Annotated in this window: 26 protein-coding genes and 1 tRNA gene; 17 read left to right on the top strand and 10 right to left on the bottom strand. The window is 34.5% G+C overall.

Annotated features, from left to right (window positions below):
• Positions 1–4: 4 nt before the first annotated feature.
• Complete coding sequence (locus ACNQGJ_RS12735; RefSeq protein ID WP_417973307.1) at positions 5–715, bottom strand: ABC transporter ATP-binding protein; 711 nt, start codon at positions 713–715, stop codon at positions 5–7.
• Between the two features lie 172 nt (positions 716–887).
• Positions 888–2,147, bottom strand: coding sequence for an efflux RND transporter periplasmic adaptor subunit (locus ACNQGJ_RS12730; RefSeq protein ID WP_417973305.1), 1,260 nt, complete (start codon positions 2,145–2,147; stop codon positions 888–890).
• 119 nt (positions 2,148–2,266) lie between these two features.
• Here ACNQGJ_RS12730 and ACNQGJ_RS12725 point away from each other — a divergent pair, with 119 nt between their 5' ends.
• Genes ACNQGJ_RS12725 through ACNQGJ_RS12715 form a run of 3 tightly spaced genes read left to right on the top strand, consistent with a single transcriptional unit; the run spans position 2,267 to position 5,203 of the window.
• Complete coding sequence (locus tag ACNQGJ_RS12725; protein ID WP_417973303.1) at positions 2,267–3,616, top strand: sigma-54-dependent transcriptional regulator; 1,350 nt, start codon at positions 2,267–2,269, stop codon at positions 3,614–3,616.
• A gap of 1 nt (position 3,617) precedes the next feature.
• Entirely contained in the window at positions 3,618–4,952 is a 1,335-nt protein-coding gene (locus ACNQGJ_RS12720) for a sensor histidine kinase (protein ID WP_417973301.1), read from the top strand.
• 5 nt (positions 4,953–4,957) lie between these two features.
• Positions 4,958–5,203 carry an NrtR DNA-binding winged helix domain-containing protein gene (locus tag ACNQGJ_RS12715; RefSeq protein WP_417973299.1) on the top strand — a complete coding sequence of 82 codons (246 nt, stop codon included), beginning with the start codon at positions 4,958–4,960 and terminating at the stop codon, positions 5,201–5,203.
• A 50-nt stretch (positions 5,204–5,253) separates the two neighbouring features.
• Here the strand turns inward: ACNQGJ_RS12715 and ACNQGJ_RS12710 are convergent.
• Both ACNQGJ_RS12710 and ACNQGJ_RS12705 read right to left on the bottom strand, forming a co-directional pair.
• Positions 5,254–5,328 (bottom strand) — tRNA-Val (locus ACNQGJ_RS12710).
• Positions 5,329–5,414: 86 nt separating this feature from the next.
• Positions 5,415–6,635 carry a bifunctional folylpolyglutamate synthase/dihydrofolate synthase gene (locus ACNQGJ_RS12705; RefSeq protein ID WP_417973297.1) on the bottom strand — a complete coding sequence of 407 codons (1,221 nt, stop codon included), beginning with the start codon at positions 6,633–6,635 and terminating at the stop codon, positions 5,415–5,417.
• A 129-nt stretch (positions 6,636–6,764) separates the two neighbouring features.
• Here ACNQGJ_RS12705 and ACNQGJ_RS12700 point away from each other — a divergent pair, with 129 nt between their 5' ends.
• Both ACNQGJ_RS12700 and ACNQGJ_RS12695 read left to right on the top strand, forming a co-directional pair.
• Complete coding sequence (locus ACNQGJ_RS12700; RefSeq protein ID WP_417973295.1) at positions 6,765–7,460, top strand: MotA/TolQ/ExbB proton channel family protein; 696 nt, start codon at positions 6,765–6,767, stop codon at positions 7,458–7,460.
• Position 7,461: 1 nt separating this feature from the next.
• On the top strand, positions 7,462–7,857 hold the full coding sequence (locus tag ACNQGJ_RS12695; protein ID WP_417973293.1) for an ExbD/TolR family protein: 396 nt from the start codon (positions 7,462–7,464) through the stop codon (positions 7,855–7,857).
• Positions 7,858–8,112: 255 nt separating this feature from the next.
• Here the strand turns inward: ACNQGJ_RS12695 and ACNQGJ_RS12690 are convergent, their stop codons facing one another.
• From ACNQGJ_RS12690 to ACNQGJ_RS12680, 3 genes are all read right to left on the bottom strand, one after another.
• Positions 8,113–9,012 (bottom strand): energy transducer TonB, encoded by a 900-nt coding sequence (locus ACNQGJ_RS12690; RefSeq protein ID WP_417973291.1) that lies wholly within the window; start codon positions 9,010–9,012, stop codon positions 8,113–8,115.
• 408 nt (positions 9,013–9,420) lie between these two features.
• On the bottom strand, positions 9,421–10,647 hold the full coding sequence (locus ACNQGJ_RS12685) for a Glu/Leu/Phe/Val dehydrogenase dimerization domain-containing protein (RefSeq protein ID WP_282711823.1): 1,227 nt from the start codon (positions 10,645–10,647) through the stop codon (positions 9,421–9,423).
• 67 nt (positions 10,648–10,714) lie between these two features.
• Positions 10,715–11,785, bottom strand: coding sequence for an anhydro-N-acetylmuramic acid kinase (locus ACNQGJ_RS12680; RefSeq protein ID WP_417973289.1), 1,071 nt, complete (start codon positions 11,783–11,785; stop codon positions 10,715–10,717).
• An 88-nt stretch (positions 11,786–11,873) separates the two neighbouring features.
• On the opposite strand from ACNQGJ_RS12680, the gene ACNQGJ_RS12675 reads away from it, so the two are divergent.
• The 9 genes from ACNQGJ_RS12675 (at position 11,874) to ACNQGJ_RS12635 (ending at position 18,280) form a co-directional block, all read left to right on the top strand.
• A complete protein-coding gene (locus tag ACNQGJ_RS12675) occupies positions 11,874–13,013 on the top strand; it encodes an acyl-CoA dehydrogenase family protein (RefSeq protein ID WP_417973287.1) in 1,140 nt (379 codons plus the stop codon).
• A gap of 139 nt (positions 13,014–13,152) precedes the next feature.
• Positions 13,153–13,830, top strand: coding sequence for a Crp/Fnr family transcriptional regulator (locus tag ACNQGJ_RS12670; RefSeq protein ID WP_417973285.1), 678 nt, complete (start codon positions 13,153–13,155; stop codon positions 13,828–13,830).
• A gap of 80 nt (positions 13,831–13,910) precedes the next feature.
• Entirely contained in the window at positions 13,911–14,510 is a 600-nt protein-coding gene (locus ACNQGJ_RS12665) for a peroxiredoxin-like family protein (protein ID WP_417973283.1), read from the top strand.
• A 3-nt stretch (positions 14,511–14,513) separates the two neighbouring features.
• Positions 14,514–14,828 carry a hypothetical protein gene (locus ACNQGJ_RS12660; protein ID WP_417973281.1) on the top strand — a complete coding sequence of 105 codons (315 nt, stop codon included), beginning with the start codon at positions 14,514–14,516 and terminating at the stop codon, positions 14,826–14,828.
• Positions 14,829–14,985: 157 nt separating this feature from the next.
• Positions 14,986–15,366 (top strand): DoxX family protein, encoded by a 381-nt coding sequence (locus tag ACNQGJ_RS12655; protein ID WP_417973280.1) that lies wholly within the window; start codon positions 14,986–14,988, stop codon positions 15,364–15,366.
• Between the two features lie 9 nt (positions 15,367–15,375).
• Positions 15,376–15,864, top strand: coding sequence for a DinB family protein (locus ACNQGJ_RS12650; protein ID WP_417973277.1), 489 nt, complete (start codon positions 15,376–15,378; stop codon positions 15,862–15,864).
• Positions 15,852–16,562: an NRDE family protein gene (locus ACNQGJ_RS12645; RefSeq protein ID WP_417973275.1), complete on the top strand. Its 711-nt coding sequence runs from the start codon at positions 15,852–15,854 to the stop codon at positions 16,560–16,562. The genes ACNQGJ_RS12650 and ACNQGJ_RS12645 overlap by 13 nt, the downstream gene beginning before the upstream one ends.
• A gap of 22 nt (positions 16,563–16,584) precedes the next feature.
• The gene (locus ACNQGJ_RS12640) at positions 16,585–17,634 is read left to right on the top strand and encodes an ATP-grasp domain-containing protein (protein WP_417973273.1); all 1,050 of its coding nucleotides are present in this window, start codon (positions 16,585–16,587) and stop codon (positions 17,632–17,634) included.
• Positions 17,635–17,638: 4 nt separating this feature from the next.
• On the top strand, positions 17,639–18,280 hold the full coding sequence (locus ACNQGJ_RS12635) for a hypothetical protein (protein WP_417973271.1): 642 nt from the start codon (positions 17,639–17,641) through the stop codon (positions 18,278–18,280).
• A 164-nt stretch (positions 18,281–18,444) separates the two neighbouring features.
• Here the strand turns inward: ACNQGJ_RS12635 and ACNQGJ_RS12630 are convergent, their stop codons facing one another.
• Positions 18,445–19,002, bottom strand: coding sequence for a GNAT family acetyltransferase (locus tag ACNQGJ_RS12630; protein ID WP_417973269.1), 558 nt, complete (start codon positions 19,000–19,002; stop codon positions 18,445–18,447).
• Positions 19,003–19,145: 143 nt separating this feature from the next.
• Between ACNQGJ_RS12630 and ACNQGJ_RS12625 the strand changes: the two genes are divergently transcribed.
• The 3 genes from ACNQGJ_RS12625 (at position 19,146) to ACNQGJ_RS12615 (ending at position 21,374) form a co-directional block, all read left to right on the top strand.
• A complete protein-coding gene (locus tag ACNQGJ_RS12625) occupies positions 19,146–19,823 on the top strand; it encodes an SDR family NAD(P)-dependent oxidoreductase (protein WP_417973267.1) in 678 nt (225 codons plus the stop codon).
• Positions 19,824–19,842: 19 nt separating this feature from the next.
• A complete protein-coding gene (locus tag ACNQGJ_RS12620; RefSeq protein ID WP_417973265.1) occupies positions 19,843–20,445 on the top strand; it encodes a SprT-like domain-containing protein in 603 nt (200 codons plus the stop codon).
• Between the two features lie 260 nt (positions 20,446–20,705).
• On the top strand, positions 20,706–21,374 hold the full coding sequence (locus ACNQGJ_RS12615; protein ID WP_417973263.1) for an outer membrane beta-barrel protein: 669 nt from the start codon (positions 20,706–20,708) through the stop codon (positions 21,372–21,374).
• Positions 21,375–21,526: 152 nt separating this feature from the next.
• Here the strand turns inward: ACNQGJ_RS12615 and ACNQGJ_RS12610 are convergent, their stop codons facing one another.
• Together ACNQGJ_RS12610 and ACNQGJ_RS12605 are read right to left on the bottom strand one after the other, a co-directional pair.
• On the bottom strand, positions 21,527–22,288 hold the full coding sequence (locus ACNQGJ_RS12610; RefSeq protein ID WP_417973261.1) for an ABC transporter ATP-binding protein: 762 nt from the start codon (positions 22,286–22,288) through the stop codon (positions 21,527–21,529).
• On the bottom strand, positions 22,285–23,034 hold the full coding sequence (locus ACNQGJ_RS12605; RefSeq protein ID WP_417973258.1) for an MlaE family ABC transporter permease: 750 nt from the start codon (positions 23,032–23,034) through the stop codon (positions 22,285–22,287). The genes ACNQGJ_RS12610 and ACNQGJ_RS12605 overlap by 4 nt, the downstream gene beginning before the upstream one ends.
• Between the last annotated feature and the right edge of the window lie 43 nt (positions 23,035–23,077).

Raw genomic sequence — 23,077 nt, 5'->3', positions numbered from 1 at the left:
ATCTTTAGATTTTCTCGCTTATCAATACATCAACATTACGACTGTTTATTTTTTCTGAAAGTATCATTCCATCTTTCATCAAAATGGTTTTTTGAGAAAAAGACGCATCATAATCAGAGTGCGTTACCATCAGGATTGTGGCTCCATTAGCATGTAAATCTGTTAAAAGTTCCATGACTTCATTTCCGTTTTTGCTGTCTAGATTTCCTGTAGGTTCATCGGCAAGGATGATTTTCGGATCGTTAATTAATGCTCTTGCCACGGCTACACGCTGTTGTTGTCCTCCAGAAAGCTGTTGTGGATAATGTTTTAATCGATGTGAGATCCCTAATTTTTCGGCAATTGCTTCTACTTTTTTCTTTCTGTCCGAAGAAGGAACTTTGTTATAAATCAATGGCAATTCAATATTATCATAAACCGATAGTTCGTCAATCAAATTGAAATTTTGAAAAATGAAACCGATATTTTCTTTTCTGGCTTTTGACTTTTCTTTCTCTTTCAATCCAGTCATTTCTTGATTCAGCAATTGATAGTTCCCGCCAGACGCACTGTCGAGCAATCCTATAATATTCAATAAGGTTGATTTACCACTTCCCGAAGGTCCCATGATAGACACAAAATCACCTTGATTAATTGTTAAAGAAACTTCACTCAATGCTTTGGTCTCCAATTCCTCGGTTCTGAATACTCTTGAAAGATTTTTAATTTTTATCATAATTGTTGTTTTTTAACGTCTAGTGTGCGTTAATTATTGGAATCGTCAATTCAATACTTTTTTTAAACCATTAAGAAATTAAGTACGCTTAAGTTTAACAATCTTAATGTCTTAATGGTTATTTTTATTGTAATTTATGTTTAATAGCCTTATCCGTATGAGTAAACTTACTTTATTCTATGTTTAATATTTCAACTGATTCATAATCTTTATAAGACGAAGTAATTACTTTTTCGCCAGCTTTTAATCCGCCAAGGACTTCATAATACAAAGGGTTTTCTCTTCCCAATTTGATTGCTTTTCTCTCTGCTTTGTTGCCGTTGACAACAAAAATCCATTTCCCATTGGTTTCTTCATAAAAACTTCCTTTGGACAGTACTATGGTTTTTGTTTTTTCAGACAAGTTTAATTTCACTCCAAAACTCAATCCTTGTTTTAAATCCAGTTTTTCAGAGGAAACAAAATCTAATTCCACTTGAAACCTTCCGTTTTTGATTTCGGGAATTACTTTAGTTATTTGAACTTCGATGGCTTTGTTTTCAAAATCCACCGTTCCTTTTTGTTTCTCTGCAATTCTGGCCAAATAAAATTCATCTATATCGGCTAACAATTTATACCCTTTTCTATCGTCAATAAAACCGATGCTCGTGTTTTGCGAATACGTTTTTCCGAGTATCGGTTCAAATGAAGAAAGCCTGCCTGAAAGTGGTGCAATGATTAAAAAATTCTTTTTATTATTTCTTAAAATGGACAAGCTTTTATCCATAATGCCAATGGATTGATTGAGTTGCACTATCTGAATTTGATTCGCCAGTTTTTCTTTTTTGACACTTTGTTTAATGATGTTCATGCGTTCTTTTTGAAAACGATAATTTTCATTGGTCTTTTCCCATTCGTTTTTAGAAAGTATTTCTTGTTCAAAAAGTTTTTTATTCAAATCGAATAAATTTTTAGCATCGAGATAATCGTGTTCTATCGCGATCAAGTCTTTTTCTAAATTCAATTCCTGATTTCTTAAATCGAGTTTTCCTTTATTCAAATTATTGATTTGTTCGATAATCGCTGTTTCTTGTTGCATATACGCCAGTTCTGCATTGGGATTGTATAATCTTGCCAGCGGTTGCCCTTTTATAACCATATCGCCATTTTCTACAAATATTTCCTGAACCGCACCACCTTCTATGATATTAATTAACATTGAATTTAAAGGAACTGCTTTTGCCTGAAAAGACATAAAATCTTCAAAAAAATCATTTTCAACCGTCTTAATCGTAATTTCAACTTTTTTTACGTTCAAACTTCTTTTTTTGGTCGCAGAAGTAAAGACAAAATACCCGAAGAGTAAGATTATTATTAATGCGATTATAAGATACTTATTTTTGTTAGTTTTACCTGTGATTACAGTGTCCATTGTTTGTGATTTGTTAACCATAAAGGGATTTTTATGCCAATAATTTAAATATTGTAACTGCCTTATTTTTAAGTTTTTATTTTTAATAAAATTTTAAAGGTGTCCATTATTGAACACCTTTTGTCCGAAACCGAACAGTAATGAAAAAGACGAACGCCTCTATTTTAGTGATAGACGACCAAGAAGACATTCTTTTTGCTTCCAAAATGCTCCTTAAAAAGCATTTTGAAAACATTTTTACACTCAATAGTCCGAAAAATGTAGTTGAATTATTGGCAAAAAACACCATTGATGTCGTTTTGCTCGATATGAATTATAGAATAGGATTTGAGGATGGGAGAGAGGGGTTGTATTTACTGAAAGAAATAAAAACGCTTTCGCCAAAGACTGTTGTTATTTTGATGACTGCTTTTGGAAAGGTTGAGACGGCTGTAGAAGGTTTAAAAGCTGGGGCTTTTGATTATATTTTAAAACCTTGGGAAAACGAAAAATTGCTCAGCGTTGTAAAAAATGCGGTTGATAAAAGCCGCAAAGAGCAGAAAAAATCAAATGATATCGAGATCATAAACGAATTCTTCGTTGGTAATTCAGACGTTATAAAAAAGGCATATTCCTTGGGAGATAAAGTCGCAAAAACCGATGCTAATGTTTTAATTCTTGGCGAGAACGGAACTGGTAAATTTGTTTTATCTCATCATATATACTGCCAATCAGATCGAAAAGACAGTTCATTTATTCACGTTGATTTGGGTTCTTTGAATTCCAATATTTTTGAAAGCGAATTATTTGGCTATGCCAAAGGGGCTTTTACTGATGCCAAAATAGACACGCCGGGACGCTTCGAAATGGCCCAAAACGGAACTATTTTTTTGGATGAAATAGGAAATGTTCCATTACAATTGCAGTCTAAACTCTTGCAGGTTATCCAAACCAAAACCGTAACCCGATTAGGAGAGTCGAAAGCGAGACCTTTGAATGTCCGCATTATTACTGCCACTAACTTGAATTTGAAGCAGGAAATTGCCAATAAAAACTTTAGGGAGGATTTGTATTATCGCATCAACACCATGGAAATCGTACTGCCTCCATTGCGAGAACGAAACGAAGATAAAATCCCTTTAGCGAACTATCTTTTGCTAAAAATAATTGCGAAATACAGACGAGACGAAATCACTTTTCACGAAAAAGCATTAGAACAAATCGAAAAACACGCTTGGAACGGGAACATCCGGGAAATGGAGAACCGAATAGAACGTGCCGTGATTCTTTGTGAAAATAATCAAATTACTGTTTCGGACCTGGATTTGGAACAAATAACAACGTACGAGGATAATCAAGACGATATTCAGCTGTCGTCTGTCGAAAAAATAACCATCGAAAAAATCCTTTTCAAGAACAACAACAATATTACTAAAACTGCTGAGGAATTGGGATTGTCCAGAGGTGCATTATACCGACGTTTAGAAAAATATAACATCAGCACCAATTAATATGTTTAATTCCTGGAAAACATACAATCTCTTTTTTGCTCGATTGATTTTTATTCTTTTTGCTGCCGGAATTTCCATTTTTCTTATTCAAAAAGGACTGGTTTATACAGCTGCATTTGGTCTTTTTGTAATTTTTATACTCGTTTTTGAAATGTATTTGTATCTAAAAAATGCTTTTCTACTTTATGACAGAACGATTACTTCGATTTTGCAAAATGATTTCACATCCGATTTTTCCAAACACAAATCCTATCAAAATTACTCCAACTTATTCAAGTTATATGAAACGCTGAAACGCAAAGAAAACGAACAGGTTTCAAAAGATATTGTGTATCGTTCTATTCTAAATAATATCGAAACGGGAATTGTTATTCTGCAAAAAGATAAAAACGACTGGAATATTTTTTTGATGAATGACTATTTTTCCAATCATTTTGATGTGCCAAAAGTTTCCAAATGGAAATACTTGAAAAATCAGTTGCCTGCTCTATGTGAAATTATTGAGGAACAGGATTTTAAAGAAATTAAAACGTCATTAGAAATACGTGTTAATCAACAAGACACGCAAACATTTCTGATGCAGACTTCCAGAAGTGAAATTTACAATCAAGATTATTTTATTATTCTACTGGACTCAATTCAGACTGTAATAGAGAAAAAAGAGAAAGAAGCCTGGAGCAATCTGATGAAGGTGATTTCTCATGAACTTTTAAATTCAATTACTCCCATTCGATCACTTTCTCAGAATCTACAGGATTTGGTTCAACAGAAGACAATTTCATCGGAAGACGTGGACGATATGAAAAGCAGTGTTGCCACGATGTTGAGGCGGACCGACCATCTACAGCAATTTGTTGAAAGTTACCGCAAACTGGCCATGTTGCCTTCTCCCAAAAAAGAAAAAACAGAATTGTTGAAAATGATTGAAAACGGTTTCCAAATTATGACTCCAATCTTCAAAAAAGAACAAATAGAAGTCATAAACACGATTGCTTTTGACCACAGGCTAAATGTTGACATGCAACAAATGGAACACGTATTGATTAATCTTTTGACGAATTGTATTTATGCCTTGGCAGACACAGAAAAGAAGCAAATTATTATTTCGGCAGAAGTTAAAGAAAAGAGAATTTTTATTAAGATTACCGATAACGGAAAAGGCATCGAAAAAGAAATAGAAAGTAAAATATTCTTACCCTTTTTCACCACTCGTAAAGAAGGGGCCGGAATTGGCTTGACTTTATCCAAAAGCATTATAGAAGCTCATGGCGGCTATTTGGCGCATAGAAATGACGATGGAAAAACCACTTTTGTGATCTGTTTAGTTGATAATTAAATTTAATGCCGGTAGGATATAATTTACTGCCCGAAAAATTTACGATTCCGGTATTACAAAAACTATATGAAACAATATTAGGTAGAAAACTCGACCGTAGAAATTTTCTGCGTAAGATAACGGCAATCGGGATTTTAACAAAGCTGGATGAGAAGAAAAGTAATGTAGCTCATAAAGCGCCAAATTTATATAATTTTGATAAAAAAAAATACGAAGAAGTAGTTAAGAACGGATTGACCCAAGGTTGGTAATTTAAAAAAAAAGCATAAAAAAACTCCATTATTTCTAATGGAGTTTTTTGTGGGCGATGAGGGGTTCGAACCCCCGACCCCCTCGGTGTAAACGAGGTGCTCTGAACCAGCTGAGCTAATCGCCCTAATGCAATTTAGTTACTTTCGTTTCCGTTATTGCGTGTGCAAATATACGCCACTTTTCTAGATTTGCAAGTAAAAACCAAAAAAATTATAAAATTTCTGCCACTACAAAGGTGCTTCCGCCAATGTATATAAAATCAGATTCTCCAGCGTTTTCAATTGCTATGTTATAAGCTTCTGAAACAGAATTATATACTTCGCCTTTTAATTCGAAAGTTGCTGCTTTTTGTTGTAAAAGTACAGCATCTAACCCGCGAGGAATATTTGGTTTGCAGAAATAATAGCGTGCTTTTTTAGGGAATAAAGGCAGAATTTTATCTAAATCTTTATCGTTTACTACTCCCAAAACAATATGTAAAGCTTCAAAATTTTCTTTTTGTATTTGTTTTAAAACAACTTCCAGTCCGTTTTTATTGTGTGCCGTGTCGCATACAACTTTTGGAAGTTCATTCAATTGTTGCCATCTTCCTTGAAGTCCGGTATTTTTTACCACATTTAATAAGCCACATTTTGTATTTTCGACAGTGATTTTATATTCGGTCTGACTATTTAAAATGGAAACGGTTTGTAACACGGTCTTTTTATTATGAATTTGATAATCCCCCATTAAATCAGAAGGATAAGTTTCTGAAATCAAATCAGAAGCAAAATAGATTTCTGAATTGCATTCTTTGGCTTTGATCCCAAAAACAGGTTCGGTTTCAGCAGTGTATTCTCCAATAATAACTGGAATATTTGGCTTTATAATTCCCGCTTTTTCAAAAGCGATAGCTTCCAGCGTGTTGCCCAAAAACTGGGTGTGATCCAGTCCTATATTTGTTATAACGGAAACTAGAGGGGTAATGATATTGGTTGCATCCAGTCTTCCGCCCATTCCCACTTCAATAATGGCGATGTCTACTTTTTCTTTGGCAAAATAATCGAAGGCTAATCCAACAGTCATTTCAAAAAAACTCATGTCATTGGATTCAAAAAAACTTTTGTGTTTATTGATGAAATCAGTAACGAATTCCTCAGAAATATCTTTTCCGTTGATTTTTATGCGCTCTCGGAAATCCTTTAAATGGGGTGAAGTGTATAATCCAACTTTATAACCCGCTTCTTGAAGTATGGATGCCAACATGTGTGAGGTCGAGCCTTTTCCATTAGTTCCCGCTACATGAATGCACTTTATTTTTTCCTGAGGATTCTCAAGATGAGCAATGAGTAAATGCGTGTTGGTTAAATCTTTTTTATAGGCCGAAGCGCCCTGAAGTTGGTACATCGGTAGTTGGTTAAACATCCAATTTATGGTTTCCTGATAGTTCATTTTTGTAATAAAATAGTAATTGTTTAAAATATTTTTCGTTTTTTTTAGTTTAATACTACATCGAAAAGTATCTTTAATGCAAAATTGAAATAATTTTTAGAATTAATGATTAAAATACAATAATATTATATGTTTAGTTTTATACAAGTACAGGCCGACACTATTACCAACGCTGCATCTAACGTAGTTATCGAAAAAATTGCTCCAAATGCCGAAATATCCACTTTAGGATTCCTTTTAAAAGGCGGTGTGTGGCTTATCCCAATTGGGATTTTATTATTTTATACTTTTTATTTAATTATTGAACGCTATTTGTTTATTAATAAAGCATCGAAAATTGATGCCCATTTAATGCGCGACATACGTGATAATTTAAATTCTGGGAATCTTGATTTGGCGCGATCTATTGCAGAACGAAATAATAGTGCGTCAGGGAATATTATCAAAGAAGGAATTCTGGTTATTGGCAGGCCTATTATCGAGATTGAATCCAATATGGATCGTGCTGCGGATATCGAAATAGGAGGAATGGAAAAGCATTTAGGTCACTTGGGTCTTATTGCCGGAATTGCACCTACATTAGGATTTGTTGGAACTATATCTGGAGTTATCAAAATATTTTACAGCATATCGGTTACTGAAAACATCAGTATTGGTAATATTTCCGGTGGATTGTATGAGAAAATGATCAGTAGTGGTGCCGGCTTAATTGTTGGTATCATCGCCTACAGTGGATATCATATATTAAACGGCAATATTGATAATTTTGCTTTAAAAATTCAAAAACAAATATTAGAGTTTGTAAATATTATTCAAAGATCGTAACATGTCTATAAAACGAAAAAGAAGATTTCATGCCGAGGTGGCAACGTCGTCATTAAGTGATATTATGTTTTTTCTGTTGCTTTTTTTCTTGATTATATCAACCTTGGCTAATCCTAATGTTATCAAAATGACATTGCCAAAAGCTAAATCTAACGAGAAAACAAACAAGCAATACATCAGTTTATCCGTTACTGAGGATAAAAAATTCTATATTGACAAGCAAGTAGTTTCCTTTGAAGAACTCGAAACAACTTTGATGTCTAAAATGAATGTAGAGAAGGATCAAACCGTAATCGTACGTATTCCATTCAATTTGCAAGTACAAGATTTAGTCGATGTACTGCAAATAGGAGTGAAGAACAATCTGAAGTTTGTGATTGCAACGAGTCCCAAGTAAATGGCATTGCGATTTTTGTGAAGCAATTGCATTATTTGGGCGTGACCGCGATAGAAAAAGGGGCTAATCAACTTGATATTGATTAGCCCCTTTTTCTATCGCGGTCGGGCTATCCGCAGTACTTCGGTACTTGCTGCTATCCCTCACGCAAATTTGTATCTGATGTTACGCAGTTGTCATTACCTTGTTCCTCGCAATCGTAAGATAGAGAGGTTGTTTTAAAAAAACATAAAAAAAATACGCTTCCTAATTGCTCTAATTCAAATTGAAATTATAAACAATCTTACCTACTTGTTTTTCCGGAGCATCGCTGCTGGCATCCCATCTCGTATTCATAGCAGCAATTCTAGCTTGATCTAATAAACATTTTGCGGTATTGGTTGTTCCTTTTACACCGGCAACTGCATTCACAGTCCTTCCGGATCTATCTACTGATACTTCAACAACAACTTTTCCTTGTTCATTACACGTATATTTTGGTGCTGGTTTTGAGAGTGCTTTTCTGTTTCCTAACGAATATCCGACTCCGCCGCCGGAGCCACTTCCGGAACCACCACCGCTTCCGGAGCCATAGCCACTGCCAGTTCCTATTCCGCTTCCAGTACCATTTCCTCCGCCATTTCCTCCACCGGAACCACCCGTTCCATAATAGCCATTAGAACTCAAGCTTCCGTTAGCTTTTCCTTTGTTTCCAGATGCTTTGTCATCGCCATCGCCACCTTTATTGGAGCCTTTTAGTATGCTGGATAAAGCATCATTGGTATTGTTAGAAACCTTAGGCTTTACAACCACTTGTTTAGTTAATTCTTTTATGACAACTGCTGGTTTTTTAGTTTTTTCTTTTGTCGGAATCACAACACTTTCTTCAGTGCTGTTTTCTTGAGATAAAATAGCTTCATCAGGAGTTGATTTTGCAGGGGTTTGTCGGTTTTGGCTTTTTACGTCTAAAACTTCGCTTTTATAATTTGCACCAGAACCTAAATCGCTGTCACCAAAATTAACGGTAACGCCACCGCCACCGCCACCGCCGGCAAGTTCATCCATATTCGCAGGTGGCCAAAATCGGATGAAAAATAAAATCAACAACATTGTCGCATACAGAAGAATGGATAGTGCTAACGATTTCTTTTGATCTGATGAAATGGTGGAACTCATTTGTATTTTTAATTTAAAAAAGTGTATGAATAAAAAACGTGGAAAAGTACTAAAAATTGTTAAGAGTAAAAAGCGACTGCCAGAATATAAATAAGATTGCTTTCGCTTAAAACTAGAAATGAGAAAAGGGATTAAATAGATTTTAAAATCTTCTTAATCCCAGTTCCGAGAATAAAGAATAGTCCGTTGGGTAATATTAATAAAAATTCAAATTAATTTTAAAAAAAATCGAACCACATAGAAACATAGAAAAAAAGAGTCACATAGCCCAATTCTTGAGTTCACCTAGCCATGGTTTTTACTAAAAAAGTGAAACGCCTTCCATAAAGTAAAAATCTATGTTTCTATGTGGTTAAAAAATTAAACGAATTGAATTACACCCAACGGGGTAAAGAATACCATTGTATTTTAAGTAAGCTGCTTCAATGCGATTTCAAAAGCGGTAGCACTGATATTTGTTTTACTTGGATTCAAGGCATGTGCTTTTTCAATTGCTTTTTTAATGATTTCTGATGTGTCTTGAAAGATAGCTTCATCCGTCATTTGTACTTTCTTTTCCATGAAGTAAGCAAAAACGCGCGCCATACCACAGTTAGAAATAAAATCTGGAATCAAACTCACTTTATGATCTACATCTTCCATAATTGGACCAAAAAAGATCGCTGTATCCGCAAAAGGAACATTCGCACCACAAGAAATTACTTCAAGACCATTAGCAATTAAACTGTCAATTTGAGATTGAGTAACCAATCGGGAAGCGGCACAGGGAGTGAATATTTCAGCACCTATTGTCCATATTTTCTGATTGATTTCTTCAAAAGGAATCATGTTTTCGGCAACTAGTTTGTTTCCGTCTTTGGCGAGGAACAAGGCTCTTATTTCTTCAAAAGAGAATCCTTCTTCGTTGATTAATCCACCGTCTCTATCGATAATTCCAATTACTTTAGCACCCATTTCGGCTAGGTAAAAAGCGGCAGCAGAACCTACATTTCCAAAACCTTGCACGATTGCTTTCTTTCCTTTTACATCTCCGCCATAAATTGTGTAGTAATTACGAACGGCTTCGGCAACGCCGTAACCGGTAATCATATCAGCAATCGTATATTTTCTGGAAACATCAGGTGAGAATTTTGGGTTTTCAATCACTTTCACAACGCCTTGACGCAATTGTCCAATTCTGTTAATTTTATCCGCTTCTGTAGGTTTAAAATGACCGTTAAAAACGCCCTCTTGTGGATGCCAAACACCGCATTCTTCCGTCATGGGAATTACTTCGTGAATTTCATCAACATTTAAATCGCCGCCAGTTCCGTAGTAACTCTTTAATAAAGGAGAAACGGCTTTGTACCAACGTTGTAAAACGCCTTTTTTTCTTGGATCGTTCGGATCAAAATTAATACCAGATTTAGCTCCGCCAATAGCAGGTCCAGAAACCGAAAATTTCACTTCCATTGTTTTTGCCAAAGACAAAACTTCATTCATATCCAACCCTTTTCTCATTCTAGTTCCACCACCGGCAGCACCACCACGTAGCGAATTGATGACTGTCCATCCTTCAGCTTCCGTTTCGGCATCTTTCCAATGAAAGACTATTTCAGGTTCTTTATTTTCGAATTTCTTTAATAAATCTTTCATTTGTTGCGATATATTTAATTTTGGCAAATATAAAAAATAGAATAATGTGAATTATCTATTTTTAATTTTATTTTGGAGAATAAATAAATCCAGAACTGTGATCTGTTTTCGCCCCGGTTACACTGCTCAAAACGTTAATTTCTCCGCGCAATTTTAAAACTCCGAGAAGTGCAAAAATCAGCGCTTCTTTAAATTCCAGGATTTTAGCTGACGGAATTATAATTTTCATTTTGGGTAAGTGGAAATGAATTCTCTCGACAAGAAAATCATTGTAAGCACCACCACCAGTTATAAAAAGAGTGCCGTTTTTATTTGGCAGAGCCAATGCAATTTGTAGAGCCACATGTTCCGTGAAAGTGTGTAATTTGTCTTCAATTGGAATCAAATAGCTGTCGATAATAGGTAGGACAGTTTCTTTTACAAATTCATAACCCAATGATTTAGGGTGTTTTTTTTGATAGAAATCCAATGCATTTAATTCATTTAACAATGCATCATTACAAATTCCTGTTTTTGAAATACTGCCTTTGTCATCATAATTCAAACCCAATTGGTTCGCATAAAAATTCAAAACGGTATTTACAGGTGATATGTCAAAGGCGATTCGTTTGTTATTTTGTTCAAAAGACACATTCGAAAAGCCGCCTAAATTCATGCAGTAATCATATTCAGGAAATAAAATTCGGTCACCAATAGGAACCAAAGGTGCGCCTTGACCACCGAGTTGTACGTCCTGAACTCTAAAATCACAAACTACCTTTTGATTAATTAAAGTGGCGAATTCGGGTAAATTACCAATTTGAAGCGTAAATCCATTTTGTGGTTGGTGTAAAATAGTATGTCCGTGAGAACACACGGCGTCGAGATCTTTTATTTCGTGTTTGACGATAAAATTAGTAATAATAGTAGCCAGAAGCTCCGTGTAGTCTTGATTTAATTTTTCAAGCGCAACTTTAGAAAAATCGACAGCTATTTTTAATTTGTTCAGCCAATCGGCTGTGTAAGAAACGGTTTCGGAAGCAAGAATTTGAAAGTCCCATTTGTTGTTTTTGACAGTAAAGCTAATATGTGCCAAATCTACTCCATCAAGAGACGTGCCTGACATAACCCCTATAATTGTATAGTTTTCTTTAAACATTGGCTAAATTTACGAAATCGTTTGAAATCTGATTTTTAATAATTACTTTTGACCACAAATTTAAGAACATTTAATTTACTATAAAAATATGGATTTTAATCTTACTGAAGAGCATTTAATGATTCAACAAGCGGCACGAGATTTTGCAAATGCTGAATTATTAGCTGGAGTTATAGAAAGAGACGAACATTCAAAGTTTCCTACTGAGCAGGTGAAAATGATGGCTGATTTGGGTTTCATGGGAATGATGGTCGACCCTAAATATGGTGGATCTGGTTTAGATAGTATTTCGTATGTTTTGGCTATGACTGAAATCTCAAAAGTAGATGCTTCTGCGGCTGTAATTATGTCTGTAAATAATTCATTAGTCTGTGCCGGTATAGAAAAATATTGTAATGAAGAACAAAAAATGAAATATTTGGTTCCGCTAGCAAAAGGAGAAGTGATTGGAGCCTTTTGTCTGTCAGAACCAGAAGCGGGTTCAGATGCCACTTCACAAAAAACAACCGCTTTTGATAAAGGAGATCATTACCTGTTAAATGGTACAAAAAACTGGATAACCAATGGTTCTTCGGCATCGACTTATATTATAATTGCGCAAACGGATATTGAAAAAGGACATAAAGGAATCAATGCTTTTATTGTTGAAAAAGGTTGGGCAGGATTTGATATTGGACCAAAAGAAAAGAAAATGGGAATTCGTGGATCAGATACGCATTCTTTAATGTTCACTGATGTAAAAGTTCCAAAAGAAAACCGAATTGGAGAAGACGGTTTTGGATTTAATTTTGCGATGGCAGTTTTAAACGGAGGACGAATAGGTATTGCTTCTCAAGCATTGGGAATAGCAACCGGAGCGTATGAGTTGGCATTGAAATATTCACAAGAAAGAAAAGCTTTTGGAAAAGAAATTTTTAAACACCAAGCAATCGCTTTTAAGTTGGCGGATATGGCTACTCAAATTATGGCGGCAAAAATGCTGGTTCTTAAAGCGGCATCAGAAAGAGATGAAGGCAAAGATATTTCACAATCAGGAGCTATGGCTAAATTATTTGCTTCGCAAACCGCTATGGATACAACAATTGAAGCTGTCCAAATTCACGGTGGGAATGGATATGTAGCTGAATATCACGTGGAGCGTATGATGCGTGATGCTAAAATTACTCAGATTTATGAAGGAACTTCTGAAATACAAAGAATTGTAATTTCAAGAACTTTGATTTCCTAGTTAACCATCTAGTAAAAAATATATTTTCAAACCATTAAGGAATTAAGAGAATTAAGGCGTAATCTGTCTTAATGAATCTTAATTTCTTAATGGTTTTTAATTTAAAAAAAATACTACATTTACTTAAAGATTTACTTTTATGTACGATGAATTAAAATATTGGTATTTGCGCGATCACAAATTGTTCAGAACTTTGAGTTTTGGACAAATCAGACAATTATGTATTATTACTGGTTTTAAAAAAGCGAAGAAAGGCGAAATTATTTATTTTTCTTCTTCGGATTTGCCAAAAATATTTCTGCTAAAAAAAGGAAATATAAAAATTGTGGCAGTTGATGAGGACGGCAATGAAACAATTAAAGATATTATTCAAAAAGGGGATTTATTTGGGGAATTGGCTTTGGAAGCCGACAGTCAATCTAATGAGTATGCAAAAGTACTTTCTGATGATGTGGCTATCTGTAGTTTTTTAATGTCGGATTTTGAAGATCTACTGTTGCGAAATCCAAGTTTGGCTTTGTCTTACACCAAGTTTGTAGGTTTGAAAATGAAGCGCATTAAAAACAGTTATTCTAATTTGATTTCTAAAGATGCTAAAACCAGAATGTTTCAGTTTTTAAAGGATTGGGCTGAAAAAGAAGGCCGAAGAACAGATAATAAAGTGGTTGTTGAAAATTATTTAACCCAAAACGATATTGCGCAAATTATTTGTACTTCAAGACAAACAGCAACTCAACTGCTTAATGAAATGGAAAATAATGGGACCATCATTTACAGTAGGAAAGAAATCATTATTACGGATATCAGTAAATTATAATTATTTTAATGGAACTGTAACATAACCGACAAATCATTTTAAAATTTCACAGTAGTTTTACAACATTAAAAAGTAACACTATGAAAAAAATTATTTGTTTGGCTTTATTTGCAATTGGATTATCAGTTCACGCTCAAAATGACTTGCCAAAAGTAGCCACAGAAATCGCTCCATTACTTATTGGAGAAAAAATCCCTAATTTTATTTTAAAATCAGTAGAAAATACGGCTGTTAATTTGACGGAATTAATCAGCAAGAAAAGAACGGTTTTAGTTTTTTACCGTGGCGGATGGTGTCCATATTGTAATGCTCATTTAGCTGCATTAGGAGAAGCCGAAAAACAATTACTGGATTTAGGCTATCAAATTATCGCCATAAGTCCGGATGCTCCAAAAAGTTTGAGGGTTACGGATGAAAAACAAAAATTAAATTATTTGTTATTGTCTGACAGTACAGGGGAATTGTCGAAAGCTGTTGGAATTGCTTTTCAAGCCCCGGAAAATTATAAAACTAACATCACTAAAGGTTCTGATGGCATGAACAGTTCTTTTGTACCTGTTCCGGCGGTGTTTATTCTAAATACAAATGCTGAAATTGAATTTGAACACATCACTCCAAATTATAAAAACAGAATTTCAAATGATTTGTTAATTGCCGCTGCTAAGGCTTTAAATAAATAACTCATGAAAAAGCTCTTGTGCATCCTAACCGTACTGTGTACTCTTTCTAGCTTTTCGCAAAAGGTTGACATACGAGTAACTCATTTTAATCTGGAAAAAAAGGTGGCTATTCAAGGATATGATCCTGTGGCTTATTTCAAACAAGGAAAAGCAGTCAAAGGAAAAAAAGAAATAACAACATTACATGAAAATGTGGTTTATTATTTTTCGATGGCAGTTAACAAAGAATATTTCTTGAAGAATCCGTCAAAATATGAACGCAATACGGAGGTTGGTGTGCCTTTGCAATGGGAGACTCTAATGAAAAAGTTTCTGTAAATCCGGAAACTTTCAAAATTATTAATGGGAAGTTGTATTTGTTTTACAACGCGTTTTTCAATAATACACTGAAAAGTTGGAATAAAGAGGAAGCTGGATTGATGAGGAAGGCCGATGACAATTGGAGTAAAATAATAAAACAATAAAAATAGAAATCATGAAATCAGGTGTATTTTTCTGGATACTACGACTCGTGGTGGTGGTAATTTTAGTGCAAACATTGTACTTCAAATTTACAGCCAGCGAAGAATCGATTTATATTTTTTCTGCTTTAGGAATAGAACCTTATGGAAGGATTGGTACAGGAATTGCCGAATTGATTACAGCAATCTTGATTTTAATACCAAGAACTTCAATTTTTGGTGCTTTATTGGGTTGCGGCATTATGGTTGGTGCGATTTTTGCTCACCTGTTCGTGCTTGGTATTGAAGTTAAAAATGATGGTGGTACACTTTTTATTTTGGCGCTCATTACCTTTCTTTGTTGTGTTATTTTAGTGTTTAAAGATAAAACTAAAGTAATGAATTTGTTGAATTAAAATTTAAATATGCTAATACCTTCTATTAAAAATAGTTTAAACGAACTAACTGATTTGCTGAAGCAATTGTCTCAAAATGAATATTCAAATTCCTGTGCGGAATTAAGTGATGCAACTATCGGGGAGCATACAAGACATATTATTGAAATGTTTCAGTGCCTGGAAAATCAATATGATTTTGGCATTGTAAATTATGATAGAAGAGAACGAAATACACGTATTCAAACGGATACTGTTTTTGCTATTGAAAATATAGCGTCGATTCAACAAAACTTAGATAAAAAAAATAAAAACATCGAGTTGCTGCAAATTATCGATGGAGAAGAAATCCGTATAGGAAGCAACTATTTTAGAGAATTGCTTTATAATTTAGAACATTGTATTCATCATCAGGCGCTTATAAAAGTCGCTATTTTGCAATGTGAAACAGTAACATTAGATCCTAATTTTGGAGTTGCTCGATCTACAATAGAATATAGAAAACAATGTGCACAGTAAGTTTTGTAGCAACGAATGATAAAATTATCATTACTTCCAATCGGGATGAAAAAACAATCAGACCGAGTGCAATACCTCCAAGGAATTACGCCGTAAACGGAAAAAATCTTATTTTTCCAAAGGACCCAAAAGCTGGTGGAACTTGGTTTGTTGCTAAAGAAGACGGAACAATTTTGGTGCTTTTAAATGGTGCCGACGAAAAGCATGAGGTGAAACTTCCGTATCGAAAGAGCCGCGGTTTAATTGTTTTAGATGTGATCAGCAGCATTTCGCCAAAGGATTTCTGGACCGAAATTGACTTACAAAACATCGAACCTTTTACGTTAGTTTTATTCCAAAACAAGGCTCTTTTTCAATTGCGCTGGAATGGAAAAGAAAAAGACACAAAATCTTTAGACATTCATCAAAATCATGTGTGGTCTTCATCAACGTTGTATTCGTCTGCAATTCGTGATAAACGCTCGCAATGGTTTCATGCTTTTATGGATAGAAATTCTGAAATCTCCGAATCAAAAATGCATGATTTTCATCGCTACACCGAAAAAGGAAATGATGAAAACGGGTTAGTAATCAATCGAAATGACGAGATGAAAACGTTAAGTATCACGCAGTCGGTTGTTGAAAAAAATAAAGTAGCTATATTGCATTACGATTTGGTTACCCAACAGGATTTTTTCACCTCATTTATCACCGTTTAAAAAAATTATATTGACCCGAGTTATGACGAACAGGCGAAGCAAACTATTTTTTCATAAAATTACGCATTGGGAATACTGGCCTTTCCAGATCGTTTATATTCCTATTTATTTTTTATGGTCCTATTATTCGATCAAGGCAAAATCTATTTTTTTCTTTAACGCCTCTAACCCAACCATTAAAAATGGTGGTTTTATGATGGAGTCCAAAAAACAAATTTACAATTTGATTCCACAACAATATTACCCAAAAACGGAATTAATCAACGAGGGAACTGCCCTTGAAGAAATTTTAAATATCATTGAAACAGCAAAAATAAAATATCCTTTGATTGCTAAACCAGATATTGGGCTGCGAGGATCAGGGGTTAAAAAAATTAATACGATTGGCGAATTAAAATGTTATGCAGAAAAAGCAAATTTCGATTTCCTGATACAGGATTTAATTCCGTACGAGAACGAAGTTGGGATTTTCTATGTGCGTTATCCTCATGAAAAAACGGGTAGAATTACAGGAATAGTGTCTAAAGAATTTCTGATTATTACCGGAAACGGATATTCTACTGTAGAAGAATTAATCAAAGAAAATCCTCGATATGAGCTGCGATTAAAGGTTTTGCAACAGGAATATGGAAAAAAACTACTCGATATTTTGCCTAAGGAAGAAAAGTTAAATTTAGTGCCTTATGGGAATCACGCACGAGGCGCTAAATTTATTGATGGTAGTCATTGGATAACCCCGAAATTGACAAAAATGATTAATGAAATGTGCTTGCAAATTCCCGGATTCTACTTTGGGCGATTGGATGTAATGTACAATACAATAGACGAATTAGAACGAGGATTAAACTTTTCTATCGTTGAATTGAATGGTGCAGCAAGTGAACCCACGCATATTTATGACCCAAAACATTCTTTGTTTTTTGCCTGGAAAGAACTCGCGCGTCATATTACGTACCTGTATGAAATAAGTGTGGCAAACCATAAAAATGGAGCTCCGTATTTAAAACATAAAGACGGTATGAAGGAGTATAGAATGCATCTGGAACAAAGCAATAAAATTGTAAATTTCTGAAATTGTGAAGGCATTAAAGAACATTTTTATTGGTTTTTTGGTGAGTTTTATCGGTTCCATACCGCTGGGATATTTAAATGTCATCGGTTTTGAAATTTATTCAAAACAGGGAATGAACAGTTTGGTTTTCTTTTTGCTGGGAGTGATTTTTGTAGAAATGTTTGTGATTTATTTCACTTTAATTTTCGCAAAGCAATTGGTCAAGAATAAAAAATTAATAAAGATTATTGATTTTTTTGCCATTTTCTTTCTGCTAATTTTAGGCTATTCTTTTTATTCAAATTCCAGTCAGACGATTGGTCAACATGGGATTTTAGAGAAATATGCAATGTATTCTCCTTTCTTTATTGGAATATTTTTAAATTGTATCAATTTCCTTCAAGTGCCATTTTGGACCGGTTGGAACCTTTATTTGATGAATGGGAATTATATTTTGACAGTAAAAAAGCTAAAACTATTTTATGTTTCAGGGACACTAATAGGTACATTTTTTGGGATGTTAACGTTGATCTTAATATTAAACTCGTTATCTCAAAACACAACAAGCTTTTCTAAATATGTAATGCCAATAATAATTCCGTCATTTTTTGTGGTTTTGGCTTTTGTACAAATGATAAAAGTTTACAAGAAATACTATCGGAATTAAATCATATTGTAAAAAGTAAATGCAATTTTGAAAAAAATAAACGGCACAAATCATAAAAATAGTATTCCTATCTTTTTCTTTCGTTTTCGTCGGTTGTCTCTCAACATCTGCGGTCATAACACAAAAGTTTGACGCGACACAAGTAATCATAATGCTGAAAGAGTTTAAGAAACTGCCTGATTCATGTCATACGCTAAAATAAAGTACTCATTATTGTTGAATTGAAAATCTCCAATTACAGTCCATTTTAATTTTTCGGTATGCGCTTTTGCGGACGGAATATTAATTTTGTTGATGAAAGTCAAACTCAATGGGAATTTTTGCACCATGTGTGCTCTCATGAATTCAAACAATGGCTTTATCAATCCTTTTCCTCGATATTCCTTATGAATGCAAATGGGGCCGTATTGAAAAGTATTGGTGGTGGTAATTTCAAAATCTAAAAAGGTAAGTTGCGGAAACAATGAACTCATATACTTGAAAATGGGCCATTGTTGGAAAAAATCCCAACTTCCGGCAAAAATATAAGCAATGATTTTGTTGTTGTCTTTGGTAATAAACAATTCTTCTTTTTGGATAACTTCGGTTAGTTGTTGTATTGTAAATGGTGTGGTAACAAAGCCGAACGCTTTTTCTTGGTCCGATAAATTAGCGACAAGATACAAGTCCTGTAAAGCCAATACACCATCAATGTCACTCATTTTTGCGGTTTCAAATTGCATGGTTTGTGCTTTTTTTAGGAGAATTCAGATGGTACTTACTATGTCAAAAATAAGTAAAATTATAGAATTCTTTAATTTTTATTGGTGCAACAATCCTTTGCTTAAAGCGTTACTTTTTTGCCGTTTTTGTTTATTTTTGCTTCATGAAAAATATCATCATCACAGGAACGAGCAGAGGAATAGGATTTGAGTTGGCGCTGAAATTTGCCAATGCAGGACACCAAGTACTAGCCATTTCCAGAAAAATTCCTCAAGCTTTATTGGGAAACCAAAATATCACCTGTCTTTCGGTTGATTTATCCAATGAATCGGAGTTAGTGAAAGTAACTGATTTTCTGTCCAAGTCTTGGAAACAAATAGATGCAGTCATTCATAATGCTGGAAGTTTATTGTTGAAACCCTTTTCAGAAACAACGCAGGAAGATTTTGAAAACATCTATAAAGTCAATGTTTTTGGTGTTGCTAATTTGACTCGCGTTTGTTTGCCGTATTTACAAAAAGGAAGCCACGTAGTAACGATAAGTTCTGTGGGCGGGATTCAGGGCAGTTTAAAGTTTGCGGGACTTTCAGCTTATAGTTCGAGTAAAGGCGCCGTGATTACGCTGTCAGAGTTATTGACCGAAGAATATAAAGAGCGTGGAATTTCTTTCAATGTTTTAGCTTTGGGCGCTGTACAAACCGAAATGCTTGCAGAAGCTTTTCCCGGCTATCAAGCACCACTATCAGCGAGTGAAATGGCCAATTATATTTATGATTTTACGTTGACTGGAAATAAATATTTCAACGGCAAAGTGTTGCAAGTTTCTTCTACAAACCCTTAATTTATAACTCATAACTATTTTGAGCGAAACCTTAGCCAGATACATTCCAGAGCATGCGGTAAAACCCGTTTTCGAACTTATTGTTGCCAATCAAGTGCATCTTAAGATTGTCAATGAGCGTCAGACCCGTCATGGGGATTATCGAAAAGGTTTGAACGGGAAGCACGAAATCACAGTCAATTCGAATCTGAATAAATACAAGTTCTTGATTACGTTGATTCATGAAATCTCGCATTTGGTGGCTTTTGAAAAATTTGGGCGACATATCAAACCTCATGGGAATGAGTGGAAATATTCTTTTCAACGGTTAATGATTCCCTATATCCGACCTGAAATTTTCCCGAATCATTTATTGCCTTTACTGGCTCGACATTTCAAAAATCCAACAGCCAGCAGCGATACTGATGCTACGTTGGCTTTGGCACTGAAGCAATTTGACCAGCAAAACGATAAAAACTACGTTTTCGAGATTCCGTACGGCAGTGTCTTCCGAATCCAAAACGGAAAGATTTTCAAGAAAATAGCCGTTAGAACCAAGCGTTTTGAATGCCTGGAAATGAGTTCTGGGAAAACGTATTTATTCAATCCTAATGCTGAGGTGGAACTGTTGAAATCCAGTTAGATTTACTCTTTCAAATACGTCTCCCGTACTTTTTTGAAGACATTAGAAGAATAAACAAATTCTATAATCACTTGATTAGTAGTTGTTCTTTTATGCGTGCAAATGTGAAACTGTTATTTATACGGTAATTTTATGTAAATTTTATCTTATATTTACAGTATGGTCTTAACTTTACAAAAACAGTTACATTATGAAAAACCTACTATTCTTGTTTACAACTCTACTAGTATTTTTTAAAACTTTATTTGAATAATAAAAACATGAAAAATGCAATCATTAATCTCGTATTGATCTTTATGCCTTTTTTGATAAACGCACAAGAAACTGCAAAAATCGCAATCATCAGTCCAAAAGGCAATTGGTATTTTGGGGCAGAAATGGGTTTGAATACGATAACCTCTTTCAAGCTAGGTGAGCCGAATAAATCACTTCAAGGAGGGATTTTGGCAGAATATTATACGGAGAGACATTGGAGTCTTTCGGGGAGAATTAAATATTTTGAGACGGGAGTTTCATTTTACAAACCAGATACTCATAGTGGAAGTTGGTTTGATTTAGGTAGCGATGCGTATTCCGGTGTTTTTAAGGGAGCCGTTATTTCTATTCCTGTAACTATAAAATGGGAGTTTAGAATTTTTAAAAACTTTGGCGGAAGTTTGAAATTGGGGTATGCGCACAGTTTTGAAACCAAAAGTAGTTATATCAATTATTCTGAGAATTTAAAAACGGACTATCCGAAAAATTATGGGTGTTCAATTTCAGGATTGGGTTTCAATTATTTTTTAAACAATAAAACAGCCATCTATGTTGATTTTGAAACCTATTTTGGTGGAAGAAAGGCAAAAATACCAGCGCTTATTTTTGATAATGATCAGCATGTTATGAATAATCTAATCAATATTGGTATAAAACATAACTTTAAAAAATAATGTTTAAAAAATACAATCATTAGTTTGGTATTTATCTTTCTCTAAAATCATTGGCAGCAAAAAATCATTTTTTATTATGTAGCTGTTTATTAAACCTTTGTCAAATGTATTGTTGTTGTTAATGAAAAAAGAGAGCTTGATTTAGAGTGTTTTTACTCTTTCAAATACGCTTCCCGTACTTTTTTGAATAAATTTGAAGAATAGACGAAGGCTGTAACATCCTCATTATCGGTTCTGAAAATTTCTTCTTTAGTTCCTTCCCATGCTTTTAAACCATCTTTTAAGAACAAAATTTTCTCGCCAATTTCCATTACGGAGTTCATATCATGCGTGTTTATTACCGTTGTGATATCATACTCTTCAGTGATTTCTTTGATAAGATTATCGATCAATATGGCCGTATTGGGATCTAGACCTGAGTTTGGTTCATCACAAAATAGATATTTTGGATTGTTCACAATCGCACGGGCAATGGCTACCCGTTTTTGCATACCTCCTGAAATTTGTGAAGGTAGTTTTTTATGCGCGTCAGTGAGGTCGACTCTTTTTAATACAAAGTCTACGCGTTGCTGAATTTTTGCCTTGTTGTCTTTGGTGAACATTCGTAATGGAAAACCAACGTTCTCTGCAACAGTCATGGAGTCAAACAAGGCACTTCCTTGAAAAACCATTCCTATTTCAGTTCGTAGATCTCGCTTTTCATCCGGTGTTAATTCAGAGTATATTCGGCTATCAAATGAAATAGTTCCAGATTCCGGCGTATGAATGCCTAAAAGACTTTTAAGCAAAACTGTCTTTCCCGATCCACTTTGTCCAATAATTAAATTAGTCTTTCCGGTTTCAAAAACGGTGGAAATACCTTTAAGTATTTTGATACCGCCAAAAGATTTTTCTATGTTTTGTACTTCTATCATGATCCGAGTAACAACTGTGTTAATATATAATTGAATAGTATTATGGAAACTGATGTCCAAACAAAAGCGACGGTACTGGCTTTACCTACTTCAAGCGCGCCACCTTTCATGTAATATCCATGAAAAGAGGGTATTGTGGCCAGTAACATAGCGAATATCAGTGTTTTGATGAATGCATAAGCAATATGATAAGGGATGAAATCCATCTGGGTGCCACTTATAAACTCGGCGCTTGAGATAAAACCACCATAAACACCGGCCATCCAGCCACCCAAAACACCTAGAAACATTGCGATTCCGATTAGGAATGGATATAATAATAAGGCTACTATTTTAGGGAAAACCAGATAGTTCAAGGAATTTACTCCCATCACTTCTAACGCATCGATTTGTTCTGTCACTCGCATAGTTCCAATACTGGATGTAATAAAAGAACCCATTTTTCCCGCCATAATCACGGAGATGAAAGTAGGAGCAAATTCTAATATTACAGATTGGCGTGTGGCAAAACCAATAAGGTATTTTGGAATTAACGGATTGGTCAGGTTCAACGCAGTTTGTATGGCAACAACTCCTCCAACAAAGAAAGAAATGAACGCTACAATACCGAGGGAATCAATAATTAAATCGTCTATTTCCTTGAAAATTAGATTTCTCATCACAGACCATTTCGTCTGTTTGTTGAAAATTTCTTTTAGCATTAAGAAGTATCTTCCTATCTGCGTTATATATCGAATGAGCATCATAGTTTTGTGAATATGGGCTAAATTACAAAAATAGTTATGAGTT

It is taken from the genome of Flavobacterium cryophilum (assembly GCF_048286555.1).
Classification (GTDB): domain Bacteria; phylum Bacteroidota; class Bacteroidia; order Flavobacteriales; family Flavobacteriaceae; genus Flavobacterium.
This window is presented reverse-complemented; position numbering and strand designations above follow the sequence as displayed.

Coding starts and splice junctions, on each gene's coding strand:
- ACNQGJ_RS12630 (WP_417973269.1), bottom strand. CDS start 19,002: ATGCAATTTGAAACCGCAAAAATGAGTGACATTGATGGTGTATTGGCT.
- ACNQGJ_RS12685 (WP_282711823.1), bottom strand. CDS start 10,647: ATGAAAGATTTATTAAAGAAATTCGAAAATAAAGAACCTGAAATAGTC.
- ACNQGJ_RS12715 (WP_417973299.1), top strand. CDS start 4,958: ATGCCGGTAGGATATAATTTACTGCCCGAAAAATTTACGATTCCGGTA.
- ACNQGJ_RS12645 (WP_417973275.1), top strand. CDS start 15,852: ATGTGCACAGTAAGTTTTGTAGCAACGAATGATAAAATTATCATTACT.
- ACNQGJ_RS12700 (WP_417973295.1), top strand. CDS start 6,765: ATGTTTAGTTTTATACAAGTACAGGCCGACACTATTACCAACGCTGCA.
- ACNQGJ_RS12640 (WP_417973273.1), top strand. CDS start 16,585: ATGACGAACAGGCGAAGCAAACTATTTTTTCATAAAATTACGCATTGG.
- ACNQGJ_RS12705 (WP_417973297.1), bottom strand. CDS start 6,635: ATGAACTATCAGGAAACCATAAATTGGATGTTTAACCAACTACCGATG.
- ACNQGJ_RS12615 (WP_417973263.1), top strand. CDS start 20,706: ATGAAAAATGCAATCATTAATCTCGTATTGATCTTTATGCCTTTTTTG.
- ACNQGJ_RS12695 (WP_417973293.1), top strand. CDS start 7,462: ATGTCTATAAAACGAAAAAGAAGATTTCATGCCGAGGTGGCAACGTCG.
- ACNQGJ_RS12735 (WP_417973307.1), bottom strand. CDS start 715: ATGATAAAAATTAAAAATCTTTCAAGAGTATTCAGAACCGAGGAATTG.
- ACNQGJ_RS12605 (WP_417973258.1), bottom strand. CDS start 23,034: ATGATGCTCATTCGATATATAACGCAGATAGGAAGATACTTCTTAATG.
- ACNQGJ_RS12725 (WP_417973303.1), top strand. CDS start 2,267: ATGAAAAAGACGAACGCCTCTATTTTAGTGATAGACGACCAAGAAGAC.
- ACNQGJ_RS12730 (WP_417973305.1), bottom strand. CDS start 2,147: ATGGTTAACAAATCACAAACAATGGACACTGTAATCACAGGTAAAACT.
- ACNQGJ_RS12660 (WP_417973281.1), top strand. CDS start 14,514: ATGAAAAAGCTCTTGTGCATCCTAACCGTACTGTGTACTCTTTCTAGC.
- ACNQGJ_RS12625 (WP_417973267.1), top strand. CDS start 19,146: ATGAAAAATATCATCATCACAGGAACGAGCAGAGGAATAGGATTTGAG.
- ACNQGJ_RS12675 (WP_417973287.1), top strand. CDS start 11,874: ATGGATTTTAATCTTACTGAAGAGCATTTAATGATTCAACAAGCGGCA.
- ACNQGJ_RS12665 (WP_417973283.1), top strand. CDS start 13,911: ATGAAAAAAATTATTTGTTTGGCTTTATTTGCAATTGGATTATCAGTT.
- ACNQGJ_RS12720 (WP_417973301.1), top strand. CDS start 3,618: ATGTTTAATTCCTGGAAAACATACAATCTCTTTTTTGCTCGATTGATT.
- ACNQGJ_RS12610 (WP_417973261.1), bottom strand. CDS start 22,288: ATGATAGAAGTACAAAACATAGAAAAATCTTTTGGCGGTATCAAAATA.
- ACNQGJ_RS12650 (WP_417973277.1), top strand. CDS start 15,376: ATGCTAATACCTTCTATTAAAAATAGTTTAAACGAACTAACTGATTTG.
- ACNQGJ_RS12670 (WP_417973285.1), top strand. CDS start 13,153: ATGTACGATGAATTAAAATATTGGTATTTGCGCGATCACAAATTGTTC.
- ACNQGJ_RS12655 (WP_417973280.1), top strand. CDS start 14,986: ATGAAATCAGGTGTATTTTTCTGGATACTACGACTCGTGGTGGTGGTA.
- ACNQGJ_RS12680 (WP_417973289.1), bottom strand. CDS start 11,785: ATGTTTAAAGAAAACTATACAATTATAGGGGTTATGTCAGGCACGTCT.
- ACNQGJ_RS12690 (WP_417973291.1), bottom strand. CDS start 9,012: ATGAGTTCCACCATTTCATCAGATCAAAAGAAATCGTTAGCACTATCC.